The organism is Streptomyces zinciresistens K42, from assembly GCF_000225525.1.
In the GTDB taxonomy this organism is placed as follows: Bacteria; Actinomycetota; Actinomycetes; order Streptomycetales; family Streptomycetaceae; genus Streptomyces; species Streptomyces zinciresistens.
The window spans coordinates 1-12750 of sequence record NZ_AGBF01000194.1; the positions used below are offsets into that span (position 1 = coordinate 1).

Sequence of the window (12750 nt, forward strand, 5' to 3'; positions counted from 1 at the left end):
GGTCTCCCTGCCGCCCGCGGACGCCTTGGCCTCTGCGCCGGAACGGCGCCTGCGGCCCGATCCGCCGCCGGGCTTGCGCTCCTGGCGGGCCGCGGGCGGAGCAGCCTGCTGGGGGACCTCGATGGTGACGGCCACACCGGACGGCTCGCGGGCGCCCGTGATGGCGGCCAGCTCGGCCGCCGCGGAGGTGACGCGGGCGCTCCTCGGGCGGATGCCGGCGTCCGACATGAGCCGGGTGACGTCCCGCTTCTGCTCGGGCAGGACCAGCGTGACCACGCTGCCGGAGTCACCGGCGCGTGCCGTACGGCCGCCCCGGTGCAGGTAGTCCTTGTGGTCGGTCGGCGGATCGACGTTCACGACCAGGTCGAGATCGTCGATGTGGATGCCACGGGCCGCGACGTTGGTCGCCACCAGGGCTGTGACCTGGCCGTTCTTGAACTGCTCCAGGGTGCGGTTGCGCTGCGGCTGGGAGCGTCCCCCGTGCAGGGCCGCCGCGCGGACCCCCACCGCCAGGAGCTGCTTGGCGAGCCGGTCGGCGGACCTCTTGGTGTCGAGGAAGAGGATGACCCGGCCGTCACGGGCGGCGATGCGCGTGGTGACGGCCTTCTTGTCCGTCGCGTCCTGGACGTGGAGCACATGGTGCTCCATGGTCGTCACCGCGCCCGCGGACGGGTCCACCGAGTGCACCACCGGGTCGGTGAGGAACCGCTGCACCAGGCGGTCGATGTTGCCGTCCAGGGTCGCCGAGAAGAGCATGCGCTGCCCGTCGGGCCTGACCTGCTGGATCAGCTTGGTGATCTGCGGCAGGAAGCCCATGTCGGTCATCTGGTCGGCTTCGTCCAGCACCGTGATGCCCACCTGGCCGAGGTGGCAGTCGCCGCGCTCGACGAGGTCGTTGAGCCGGCCCGGAGTGGCCACGAGCACCTCGGCCCCGCGCCGCAGCGCACCGGCCTGCTTGGTGATGGACAGCCCGCCGACCACGGTGGCCAGCCGCAGGTTGACCGCCGTCGCGTAGGGCGTGAGCGCGTCCGTCACCTGCTGGGCGAGTTCGCGGGTGGGAACCAGTACGAGGGCGAGGGGTGCCTTGGGCTCGGCGCGCAGTCCGGCCGTGCGGGCGAGCAGCGCCAGTCCGAACGCGAGGGTCTTGCCGGACCCGGTGCGCCCGCGTCCCAGCAGGTCGCGGCCGGCGAGGGAGTTCGGAAGGGTGGCGGCCTGGATGGGGAACGGCGCGGTCACCCCCTGTGCGGTGAGGGTCTTCAGCAGCCCCGCGGGCATGGCCAGGTCGGCGAATTCCTCGACGGCGGGCAGTGCGGGTGTGATGCTTTCCGGCAGCCGGAACTCGTTCGGGGCGGAAAGGGACCGTCGAGGCGGCGAGGTGCGCCGATTCGATTTCTGGGGCCTGCGGGACATGCGGGGGTCTGCCTTCCTGGAAACAGCACAAACCGGGGTCCGCACCGCTGTGGTGCGGACCCCGGTGCGCGAAATACGCGTCCGGTGATCAGGCGGGGACGATGTTCTCCGCCTGCGGACCCTTCTGGCCCTGCGTGACGTCGAAGGAGACCCGCTGGCCCTCCTGCAGCTCACGGAAGCCCTGCGTCGCGATGTTCGAGTAGTGGGCGAAGACGTCGGGGCCGCCGCCGTCCTGCTCGATGAACCCGAAGCCCTTTTCCGAGTTGAACCACTTGACGGTTCCCTGTGCCATGACTTTCTCCTTCTGTAGCCTGAGGCCCCATCCGGAGATGCCGGAAAACAAATAATGCACCTGAAGGAGAAGCATTCCCGTCAGGTGCACATAGGTTCATGGGTACCACAACTGCAACTCTGAGATCTTAACACAGCAACCCCCTCGGCCGCCCAGGTCACCGCAGGCGCGGGCCCGCCGGGCGGTGACCCGCACCCGGGCGGTCGCCGCCGTCCGCGCCTCTCGGCCCGCGGCGCCTCGCACGCCCTCCCGCCCGCTGTCGTTGCCGGGTGGGGCGGGTGGGCCCTGACGTCCTCCTCGCGCCGGGCAGGGCGGGCGCCCTGCCCGGCGCGTCAACTGCCCGTGCGCGGCGTCCAGTCCGGGGCGAGGAGCCCGAGTACCACCTCGTCGAGGAACTCGCCCATCACCCAGGCGGAGGAGCGCAACACGCCTTCGCGGACGAAGCCGTTGCGCTCGGCGGACCGCAGCATCGCGTGGTTGTCCGCCAGGGTCTCGATCTGCAACCGCTGAAGCCCGCGTACGGCGAAGCCGTAGTGGCACAGCACCGCGACCGCGTCGCTGCCGTAGCCCTTGCCGCGCGCGGACGGCAGCAGTCTGAGCCCGATGTGGGCGGCGCGGTGGTGGGTGTCGATGCCCCACAGCGTCGCGGTGCCGACGAGCGTGCCGTCGTCCAACAGCACCACGGAGAACGGCACATGCGAGTCCTCCTCGTCGTCCACCACGAGCCGCGGATGCGTCGAGCCGGGCGTGATCGGCCGCCACGGACCGCTGTCCGCGCGTGCGGAGTCGGCCACGTCGTCGTAGAGCTCGGTCCGCAGGACCGGAAGGTCCACGTCGTGGCGGGCCCGCAGCCCGACTGTCTTCCCCTTCAGCATGCAGGTTTCTCAACCGGCCGCTCCCTCCCGGGCCAAACGTATTTCGGGTGGCCCGGCGGGGCGGTGGGGGCGGGGGCTCAGTGGAGGCAGAGGCAGAACGGGTGTCCCGCGGGGTCCGCGTACACACGCCAGTTGGTCCCCGGGCGCACCTGGTCCGTGCGCTCCAGCACGGTCGCCCCGAGGGCCAGCGCCCGCTTCTCCTCGCCGTCGAGGTCGTCCACGTCGAAGTCGAGGTGGATCTGCTGCGGGCGGTCCTGCCCCGGCCACTGCGGCGGCCGGTGGCCCTCCACGCGCTGGCAGGCCAGCGGCGTTCCCTCGAAGCCGTGCACCTCGACCCAGTCCGGGCTCTCCGGGTCCACGGCCACCCGGCCGCCGAGGAGCGCCGCGTAGAACTCCGCGAGCACCAGCGGATCGGCGCAGTCCAGGGCGACCGCCTGCAGCTTTCGGATCACGTGCGACACTCCTCGCTCTCGTGCCACGTCCGTGGCGCCTTCGTACCGGAGGGGACGTACCCGCGAGCGCCGCCGCCATGCGCGGCGCTACCCCTTGACCGGGGCCCTGTCCGCCGTCTCCGCGCGAGTGCGCGCGGCGGGGGTGGCGAACGCGGCGGCCACCACCAGGACGAGGACGGGGATCATCGCCTGCCGCAGCCCGAACTGCTCGCCGAGATAGCCGAGCGTGGGCGGCCCGACGAGGAAGGCGACATAGCCCACGGAGGCGGCGAGCGACACCCGGGCCGCGGTGTCCTCGCCCGAGTCGCCCGCCGCCGACAGCGCCACGGGGAAGCCGAGCGAGGCCCCGAGACCCCACAGGATCGCGGCACCGGCCGCGACGGCCTGATGGTCGACGAAGATCACCAGGGCCAGTCCCGCCGCGCCGACGACCGTGCTTGCGCACAGGACCGCCGCCCGCCCGTAGCGGTCCACGAAGCCGCCGCCGACGAAGCGTCCCAGGGTCATCGCGGCGGCGAAGACGGCGTACACGGCGGAGCCGACGGCCGGATCGAAGCCGTGGCCGTCCACCATCACCAGCGGAAGCCAGTCGTTCGCGGTTCCCTCGGCCATGCCGAGGGCCAGGATCACGCACCCGATGAGCAGCAGTCCGGAGTCCTTCCAGACCGCGGGGCGCGTCGTGCCCGGCCCGGCCGTCCGGGCGGCGGTGCTGCGGCCGACGCCCGCGGGCAGCCGCCCCGCGACCAGGGCGAGTGCGGCGAGGTCGAGGACCGCCACGATGCCGAGGTGGATGGACACGGGGAAGGCGACGGCCGTCAGGACCATGCCCCCGAGGGCGCCGACCACCGTGCCCAGACTGAAGAAGCCGTGGATGGCGGGCAGGGTCGACCGGCCCAGCAGCCGTTCGACTTCCGCGCCCTCCACGTTCAGCCCGACCTCGCCCGAGCCCATGCCCAGGCCGAAGAGCGCGAGCCCGAGGGTCACGGTGAGATCGGAGCCGGCCTGCGCCCCGGCACCGATGAGCGCGGACGCGGCCGCTATCGCGAGCGTGCCGCCCACGACGACCGGACGCGCACCCCAGCGGATCACCAGCGGGCCCGAGCACAGGATGCCGATCATCGAGCCGACGGACAGCCCGAAGAGGATGAGCCCCATCCGCGCGGTGGAGGCGTCGAGCATGTCCCGCACGTCGGGTGTGCGGGTCACCCAGGACGCGATGGTCAGGCCGGGGATGAAGAACAGGACGAAGACGGCGGTGCGTCTGCTCGACGGGCTTGCGGTCATGGGAGGCGGGCTCCAGGGTCGTGCCGGGACACCAGGTCTGTACGAGCGTACACACTTCGGGTACGGCCGTACATGCTTTCCGGGACGGCGACTCGTGGCACATTGGGGGCGTGAGCGGCACACGACGCGAGATCCCGAACGACCCCGGACGCAAGGAGCGCATTCTCGATGCCGCTCTCGACGTGATCGCGCGGAGCGGGGTGCACGGGACCACCCACCGCAGGATCGCGGCCAGGGCACAGGTGCCACTGGGCTCCCTGACGTACTACTTCGCCGGACTCGACGATCTGCTCGCGCAGGCGTTCGCGCGGCTCGCGGACACCATGTCCCGGCTGTACCGGCTGACCCTGGAGAACGCGGGGTCGGCCACCGAGGCCGAGCAGGCCGTCGTCGAGCTGATCTGCGGCCCGGCGTACGCCACCCAGCGCGACATGACGCTGATCTTCGAGATGTACGCCTACGCCAACCACAACGAGGCCGTCTCGCTGACCACGCGCACCTGGCTGGAGAGAAGCCGGGAGAGCCTGTCCCTGCACTTCACACCGGGAGTGTCCCGCGCCCTCGACGCGCTCATCGAGGGCTGGCCGATGCATCGCGCCTTCGCCGACGCGCCGTTGGACCGCACCCTGGTGACGGCCGCGGTCCGCGCGGTGGTGGGCATGGAGAGCGCCCGCACCTGAACGCGCACCCCGGCGCACGCGGCGCCGCTTGCTCCCGCGGCGCGGGCCTTCTCGCGTGGGGCGGGTGCGGGAAATCGCCCAACCGCCGGTACGCCGGTGTCCCGTTTGAGACGCTTCACCTCGTGCACACCTCACGGGCAAGGCATGCGACTCTGTTTCTGTGCGCGGGACTTGCCGCGCTGACGGGATGCGCGGGTGCCCCGGCGGATCGGGCGGGACCGGAGCGGGGCGGCGCCGCGGCGAGCTGGTCGGTGGCGACCTTCACCGCCGACCCCGCCGCGCCGCCCGCCGCACTGCGCCGGACCGCCGACCGGATACGGCAACGCGCCGCGTCCCTGGGCATGGCCGAGACACGGGTCGCGGTACGCGGCGGCTCCGTCGTCGTCACCGGCCGCTCCACCGGTGACCGGTTGCGGGCGCTGGGCGCGCTCGGCCGGCTCCGGTTCCGTCCGGTGCTGGCGCGGCAGGACGGCGGGTCGGCGACGCCGCAGCCGAGCGGCCCCGCACCCCAGGGGCGGGCCGCCGGCCGGCCGCCCGGGGCGGACGCGTCCGCCCCGCCGCGGACCGGCTCCACCGGTGGACCCGACGCGCTCCCGCCCGAACTGCTCGCCCGCTACCGGGAACTGGACTGCTCCCCGGGACGCGCGGACGGTGCGGCCGACCAGGACGCCGAGGCCGCCGTCCCGGTCCTCGCCTGCGCGCCCGGCGCCTCGTCCGGGGCGCCGCCCGCGAAGTTCCTGCTGGGTCCGGCCGTGCTCACGGACACCGACGTCGCCTCGGCCGAGGCGGTCAACGGCACCTCCGGCGGGGCGGGATGGCTGGTCCAGCTGGCCTTCACCTCGTCCGGTACCGCGAAGTTCACCGAGGTCACGGGCCGACTCGCAGGTAACCGGGACCCGCAGAACCAGTTCGCGGTCGTCGTCGACGGCGAGGTGGTGTCGGCGCCCGCCGTCGCCCAGGCGCTGACGGGCGGAGTCGCGCAGATCTCCGGAGGCTTCACCGGGAGGGCGGCCCGGGAGCTGGCCGCGCGGCTCAACTCCGGTGCACTCCCTGTCGCGTTGACGTTCGCGGGCGCCACGCCTGTCGGCGGGCGCTGAGGGGCCGTGACCGCGTCCCCGGTGTCTCGTACGTGTGTGCGCGGCGAAGGGCGCGGGCGGGCCGGTGCGTAGGATCGCCGGCATGGCGCCGCGACCCGCTCAGGTGAACATGAAGGCCCTGGACGACTCACTGCTCGGCCGGTTCTGGGCGGACGCGCTCGGCTGGCACCTCTACCGGCCCGGCGCGACCTGCTACGTCGGCCCCGCCGGCGGGTTCGTCTGGCCGGACCCGGTCGTCCTCGGCATCAACGTCGTCGCCGTGCCGGAGCCCAAGCCGGCCGCCAAGAACCGGGTGCACCTCGACCTCGCCACCGCCTCCCTGGAGCATCAGGCCGAACTCGTCGCGCGCCTGCGGGCGTTGGGCGCGACGCCCGCGCGGGTGGGCCAGGGCGACGTGCCGTGGACGGTGCTCGCCGACCCGGAGGGCAACGAGTTCTGCGTGCGGGAGCCGCGGGAGGGAGGCCGGGACACCGGGCCCGTCGCCGCCGTCGTGGTCGACTGCGACGATCCGCGGGCCATGGCCCGGTTCTGGGCCGGGGCGACGGACTGTACCCCGCACGAGGTGAACGACGAGTGGGCGGAGCTGCGTTCGGTACGGGGGAGTGGGCCGTGCCTCACGTTCCGCCGTGTTCCCGGCGCGACGGCGGCACCGGGGGACCGCCTCCACCTCGACCTGCTGCCGCATCCCGGCGACGACCAGCGGGCGGAGGTGGCGCGCCTGCGCGGCCTCGGCGCCACCGACCTCGACGTCGGCCAGGGCGACGTGCCCTGGGCCTGCCTCACCGATCCCGAGGGGCACGCGTTCTGCGTCCTGGCCCCTTCCTGAAGCGGCCGTGCGTTCGGGCCCGTTCCTGAAGCGGCCGTGCGCTCGGGCCCGTTCCTGACGCGGCCGTGCGTTGTGGCCTCCTCCTGACCGCGGCCGTGCGTCCGGGCGGGGCCGTGTGGCTCCCGCCGTGCCCACGACGGCGGGCAGCCCGTACTCCCGGGTGACGGCGCGCCGCGGCGCGCCCAGCCCCGGTGCCCGTGGGCCCGGAATTCCCCTACCGCGGTGTCAGAAGCGTGCGCAAGCCAGCGTCGGATGCAACGCCTTATGACGCAAGAATTTGCGTGACTTGCGCCCGCTTGCGTCCGGGGCCGCAAGGGTGCATGGCGGGTGTCCGCGTGGCGAGAGTGCGGCATGGGGCCCCCGGGTGACCGCGCGCCGCCTCGCGTGCGGCGCCACCCCGTTGTGCGGTGGGGTATCCTGGTGAAATTTGTGTTGTCCAAGGCGTAGACGGCTCAACATTGCTCTGCAATATTGCGATGAAACCACGCAAGAAATCACGCACGCTCTCCGCTGTCGTGAGAGGTCGTGTGTCCGCGCCCGGACGGTCCCGGCCGTCCCGGCGCACCGCGCCACCGCTCCGCCCAGGAACGAGCCGCCCCCGCCGCCCTTTCACGGCGCGCGCCCTCCGCAGGGAGTGACCCCAGCATGATGCGACGCAAGCCCAGATCCTGGAGGAGGCGTGCGGCGACCGCCGTGCTCGCCTCCGCCGTCCTGGCCCTCGGAACGCCGGCCGCCGGCGCCGAGGCCGCGGGCGGCCCCGATGCCGCGGCGGACACCGCGGCGAGAGCCGGCAGCGCGCAGCGCGCGCACGCCGCCGCCAACATCACCGACGGCGACGCCGACACCTACTGGCAGGCCGCGAACACGTCCGCCCAGTGGGTGCAGACCGACCTCGGACGGGCCCAGCGCGTCCGCCAGGTCGTGCTGCGGCTGCCCGCGGACTGGCAGACCCGCACCCAGACGCTCGCGCTCCAGGGCAGTGCCGACGGCAGGGCGTTCGCCACGCTCAAGTCCTCGGCGCGGTACGTCTTCAGCCCCGGCAACGGCAACACGGTGAAGGTCTCCTTCCCCGCGACCCTCGCCCGTTACGTGCGGGCCGACTTCAGCGGCAACTCGGTCGCCCCCACCGCCCAGCTCGCCGAGATGCAGGTGCTCACGACCGCCGCCGCGACCCCCAACCTCGCCCAGGGCAAGCCCTTCAGCGAGAGCGGGCACGCCGACGTCTACGGCGCCGCGAACGCCGGTGACGGCAACCGCGCCACCTACTGGGAGAGCCGGAACAACGCCTTCCCGCAATGGGTGCAGGTCGATCTCGGATCGTCCGTCAAGGTGAACCAGGTGACGCTGCGGCTGCCCGCCGGCTGGCCGAGCCGCAGCCAGACGCTCAAGATCCAGGGCTCCGCCGACAACCAGAACTTCACCGACCTGACCGCCTCGAAGCCGTACGCCTTCGACAGCGGCAACGACCAGTCGGCGACGATCAGCTTCGACACCGCGACGACGCGGTACGTGCGCGTGCTGATCACCGCCAACACCGGCTGGCCCGCGGGGCAGTTGTCCGAGCTGGAGGTGTACGGTCCGGTGACCGGGGACACCCAGGCCCCGACCGCGCCGTCCGACCTCCGCCTCACCGAGCCGGCCACCGGCCAGATCAGGCTCAACTGGAGCGCCGCGAGCGACGACACGGGCGTCACCGGCTACGACGTGTACGCGAACGGCCAACTCCGGGCCACCGTCGCCGGGAACGTCCTGACCTACACCGACACCCAGCCCGCCGGCGTCGACATCACCTACTTCGTGCGCGCCAAGGACGCGGCGGGTAACGTCTCCGCCGACAGCAACAGCGTCACCCGCAAGGGATCGGGCGGCGACACCCAGGCACCCACGGCGCCCGGCAACCTCGCCTACACGCAGTCCGGCAGCGACGTGAAACTCACCTGGCAGGCGTCCAGCGACAACGTCAAGGTCACCGGCTACGACGTCTACGCGAACGGTGAGCTGCTCAGGACGGTCGCGGGCGACCTCACGACGTACACCGACACCCCGGCCGCCACCGCCACCGTCACCTACCACGTGAAGGCCAGGGACGCCGCCGGGAACGTGTCCGGGGCGAGCAACAGCGTGACCCGCACGGGCTCGACCGGCTCCGGGGCCGACCTCGCCCAGGGCAAGCCCGTCGACGCGTCGTCCACCACCTTCACCTATGTCGCCGCCAACGCCAACGACGGTCTCACCAGCACCTATTGGGAGAGCGCGGGCGGCGCCTACCCCGCCACCCTCACCACCAGGCTCGGCGCCAACGCCGATCTGAGCCGGGTCGTCGTCAAGCTCAGCCCCGACGCCGCCTGGGCGACCCGCACGCAGAACATCCAGGTGCTCGGACGCGACCAGGACGCGACGTCCTTCACCGTGCTCGCGGCCGCCAGGGACCACACGTTCAACCCGGCGAGCGGGAACACCGTGACCATCCCGGTCTCCGGGTCCGCCGCCGACATCCAGCTCAAGTTCACCGCCAACTCCGGTGCCCCGGGCGCCCAGGTGGCCGAACTCCAGGTGATCGGCACCCCCGCCGCCAACCCGGACCTCAAGGTCACCGGCATCACCAGCACCCCCGCCGCACCGGTCGAGTCGGACACCATCAGCCTCACCGCGACCGTCACGAACGGCGGCACCCGGGCCGCCAAGGCCACCGACCTGAACTTCACGCTCGGCGGTACCAAGGCCGCCACCGCCGACGTCCCCGCGCTCGCCGCCGGGGAGACCAGGACGGTCACCGCGAGCATCGGCAGCCGGGACGCGGGCAGTTACCCCGTCGGGGCCGAGGTCGACCCGTCCGACAAGGTCATCGAGCAGAACGACGCGAACAACGTCTTCACCCGTTCCGACGCCCTCGTGGTCAAGCCCGTCTCCAGCTCCGACCTGCTCGCCGCCCCGCTCGCGTGGACGCCGTCCGGCGCCTCGGCGGGCGACGAGGTCAAGTTCACCGTCGCGATCAAGAACCAGGGCACGGTGGCCTCCGCCTCCGGCGCCCACGGCGTCACCCTGACGCTCCAGGACGCCAAGGGCGCCACCGTCAAGACGCTCACCGGCTCCTACAACGGCGCCCTCGCGGCCGGACAGACGACCGCCCCCATCGCCCTCGGCTCGTGGACGGCCGCCAACGGCAAGTACACCGTCAGGGCCGTCATCGCCGACGACGCCAACGAACTGCCCGTCAAGCGGGCCAACAACACCACCGCACAACCCCTGTTCGTCGGCCGCGGGGCCGACATGCCGTACGACATGTACGAGGCCGAGGACGGCACGGTGGGCGGCGGCGCCAGGGTCGTCGGCCCCAACCGGACCATCGGCGACGTCGCGGGCGAGGCCAGCGGCCGCAAGGCCGTCACCCTCAACGCCACCGGCCAGTACGTCGAGTGGACCACCCGCGCGGCGACGAACACCCTGGTGACGCGCTTCTCCGTGCCGGACGGCACCACGACCACCCTCAACGTCTACGTCGACGGCCAGTTCCTCAAGCCGATCGAACTCACCTCCAAGTTCGCCTGGCTGTACGGCAACGAGGCGTCACCCGGCAACTCGCCCGGCGCCGGCGCTCCGCGCCACATCTACGACGAGGCGAACCTGCTGCTCGGCAGGACCGTGCCGGCCGGCTCGAAGATCCGGCTCCAGAAGGACGCCGCCAACGGCTCCGCCTACGCCATCGACTTCATCAACACCGAGCAGGCCACAGCCGCCCCGAACCCGGACCCGGCCGCCTACACGGTCCCGGCCGGCTTCTCCCACCAGGACGTGCAGAACGCGCTCGACAAGGTCCGGATGGACACCACGGGCAAGCTCGTGGGCGTCTACCTGCCCCCCGGCGACTACGAGACCTCCAGCAAGTTCCAGGTCTACGGCAAGGCGGTCAAGGTCGTCGGCGCGGGACCGTGGTTCACCCGCTTCCGCGCCCCCTCCTCCCAGGAGAACACCGACGTGGGCTTCCGGGCCGAGGCCAGTTCCAAGGGCTCGACGTTCGCCGGGTTCGCCTACTTCGGCAACTACACGTCCCGGATCGACGGTCCGGGCAAGGTCTTCGACTTCTCCAACGTCTCCGACATCACCATCGACGACATCTGGGCCGAACACATGGTGTGCCTCTACTGGGGCGCCAACACCGACAACATGACCATCACCAACTCCCGTATCCGCAACACGTTCGCCGACGGCGTCAACATGACCAACGGCTCGACGGACAACCGCGTCGCCAACAACGACGCCCGCGCCACCGGCGACGACAGCTTCGCCCTGTTCTCGGCGATCGACGCCGGCGGCGCCGACGAGAAGAACAACGTCTACGAGAACCTGACGTCGACACTCACCTGGCGGGCGGCGGGAATCGCCGTCTACGGCGGCTACGCCAACACCTTCCGCAACATCCGTGTCGCCGACACCCTGGTCTACTCCGGAATCACCATCTCCTCGCTGGACTTCGGCTACCCGATGAACGGCTTCGGCACCGAGCCCACGACCATCGAGAACGTCTCCCTGGAGAGAACCGGCGGCCACTTCTGGGGCTCGCAGGTCTTCCCGGCCATCTGGGCCTTCTCCGCCTCGAAGGTCTTCCAGGGCATCCGCGTCACCGACGTGGACATCGACGACTCCACCTACGGAGGCGTGATGTTCCAGACCAACTACGTAGGAGGGCAACCGCAGTTCCCGGTGAAGGACACCCTCTTCACCGACATCTCCATCACCAACTCCAAGAAGAGCGGTGACGCCTTCGACGCCAAGTCCGGCTTCGGCATCTGGGCCAACGAGATGCCGGAACCCGGTCAGGGCCCGGCCGTCGGCGAGGCCACCTTCCGCAACCTGCGGATGAGCGGCAACGCCCAGGACATCCGCAACACCACCAGCACCTTCAAGGTCAACGTCGAGTAGCGCCGCGCGACGCTACGGGGCCGCCCTGCGCGAGGGCGGCCCCGTACGCCTGTCCGCGCGCCCCGCGCACGCGCTCACAGCCCGACCACCCTGCCGCTCGCGGAGATCTCGTAGACGAGGGTGACCGTGCGCCGCCCTCCCGGGGCCAGGCGCAGCTCCCAGCGCGCGACGCCGTCCGCGTCGACCGCGTCCGGCTCCGGCGCGCAGGACTCCTCGCGCAGGCGCACCTCCACGGCCGAGACCTCGGATACCGGGACCCGCTCCCGCAGGGTGACGACCTGCTCGGACCGCTCCCCGGGCCCGGAGAACCGGGACAGATGCAGCCGTACCGTGCGGGTGACCACCGTGCGCTGGGTCAGGGTGGCGCTCTCGCGGGACTCCTCGGTCTCCCGGACCACCCGGTAGTCGTCGTGGCTGCCGAAGGCGAGTTCGGCGGCGGCGCCGGGCGCGGTGAAGTCCAGCGTGCCCCGGCCGGTGTACCCGCTGCCGAGGACGAGGTCCACCGGACCGGCCAGCAGGGCGTGCCCGGAGGCGTTGTCGAACCGCGCGATCCGGGTGACGAGGGGCGAGAGTTCGGGCGCGCAGGAGTACGCGCGTCGCGCCGTCGTGGTGAACGCGGAGACCGGGACCCGGTGGGCGCGGCCGTCCGCGGGCACGCGCACGGGTGCGGGGGAGCGCAGCACCCGCGTCTGCCCGCCGTCGTCGACGCCGGGAAGGCCGGCCACCGCGGCGGGACCGGGGTCCGCGATCTCCTCCTCGCGCAGTTCCACGTCGACCGTGCGGCGCTCCGCCGCGGAACGGTCCGTGAGGGTGAGGCGGTCCTCGGTGAGCCGTGGCGGATCGGTGGTCAGGGCGGAGCGGGCCGTCGACAGGGTGAGGCGTACGTCCGACCAGTCCTCGCCCGTGCGCTGCCA

Annotated in this window: 10 protein-coding genes; 4 read left to right on the plus strand and 6 right to left on the minus strand. The window is 72.3% G+C overall.

Annotated features, from left to right (window positions below; all coding sequences use genetic code 11):
- The 5 genes from SZN_RS30610 to SZN_RS30630 form a co-directional block, all read right to left on the minus strand.
- Positions 1-1410, minus strand: a 1410-nt coding sequence (locus SZN_RS30610; RefSeq protein WP_043734023.1) for a DEAD/DEAH box helicase, incomplete at its 3' end; no start/stop codon positions are given.
- Positions 1411-1498: 88 nt separating this feature from the next.
- Positions 1499-1702, minus strand: a complete 204-nt coding sequence (locus SZN_RS30615) for a cold-shock protein (protein ID WP_007502648.1) — start codon at positions 1700-1702, stop codon at positions 1499-1501.
- Between the two features lie 332 nt (positions 1703-2034).
- On the minus strand, positions 2035-2577 hold the full coding sequence (locus tag SZN_RS30620; protein ID WP_007502649.1) for a GNAT family N-acetyltransferase: 543 nt from the start codon (positions 2575-2577) through the stop codon (positions 2035-2037).
- Positions 2578-2654: 77 nt separating this feature from the next.
- Positions 2655-3029, minus strand: coding sequence for a VOC family protein (locus tag SZN_RS30625; protein ID WP_007502650.1), 375 nt, complete (start codon positions 3027-3029; stop codon positions 2655-2657).
- An 87-nt stretch (positions 3030-3116) separates the two neighbouring features.
- Positions 3117-4313 carry an MFS transporter gene (locus SZN_RS30630; RefSeq protein WP_007502651.1) on the minus strand — a complete coding sequence of 399 codons (1197 nt, stop codon included), beginning with the start codon at positions 4311-4313 and terminating at the stop codon, positions 3117-3119.
- Between the two features lie 110 nt (positions 4314-4423).
- Here SZN_RS30630 and SZN_RS30635 point away from each other — a divergent pair, with 110 nt between their 5' ends.
- From SZN_RS30635 to SZN_RS30650, 4 genes are all read left to right on the plus strand, one after another.
- Positions 4424-4993: a TetR/AcrR family transcriptional regulator gene (locus tag SZN_RS30635; RefSeq protein ID WP_007502652.1), complete on the plus strand. Its 570-nt coding sequence runs from the start codon at positions 4424-4426 to the stop codon at positions 4991-4993.
- A 251-nt stretch (positions 4994-5244) separates the two neighbouring features.
- Positions 5245-6090, plus strand: coding sequence for a SecDF P1 head subdomain-containing protein (locus SZN_RS30640; protein WP_007502653.1), 846 nt, complete (start codon positions 5245-5247; stop codon positions 6088-6090).
- An 82-nt stretch (positions 6091-6172) separates the two neighbouring features.
- Positions 6173-6916, plus strand: a complete 744-nt coding sequence (locus SZN_RS30645; RefSeq protein WP_007502655.1) for a VOC family protein — start codon at positions 6173-6175, stop codon at positions 6914-6916.
- Between the two features lie 645 nt (positions 6917-7561).
- Positions 7562-11836 (plus strand): discoidin domain-containing protein, encoded by a 4275-nt coding sequence (locus tag SZN_RS30650; protein ID WP_043734021.1) that lies wholly within the window; start codon positions 7562-7564, stop codon positions 11834-11836.
- 74 nt (positions 11837-11910) lie between these two features.
- Here the strand turns inward: SZN_RS30650 and SZN_RS30655 are convergent.
- On the minus strand, positions 11911-12750 hold an 840-nt coding region (locus tag SZN_RS30655; RefSeq protein WP_007502658.1), incomplete at its 5' end, for a DUF4139 domain-containing protein.

What these genes read in the sequence shown, in the direction of transcription:
- SZN_RS30630 (WP_007502651.1), bottom strand. Translation starts at nt 4,313, where the DNA reads ATGACCGCAAGCCCGTCGAGCAGACGCACCGCCGTCTTCGTCCTGTTC.
- SZN_RS30615 (WP_007502648.1), bottom strand. Translation starts at nt 1,702, where the DNA reads ATGGCACAGGGAACCGTCAAGTGGTTCAACTCGGAAAAGGGCTTCGGG.
- SZN_RS30620 (WP_007502649.1), bottom strand. Translation starts at nt 2,577, where the DNA reads ATGCTGAAGGGGAAGACAGTCGGGCTGCGGGCCCGCCACGACGTGGAC.
- SZN_RS30650 (WP_043734021.1), top strand. Translation starts at nt 7,562, where the DNA reads ATGATGCGACGCAAGCCCAGATCCTGGAGGAGGCGTGCGGCGACCGCC.
- SZN_RS30645 (WP_007502655.1), top strand. Translation starts at nt 6,173, where the DNA reads ATGGCGCCGCGACCCGCTCAGGTGAACATGAAGGCCCTGGACGACTCA.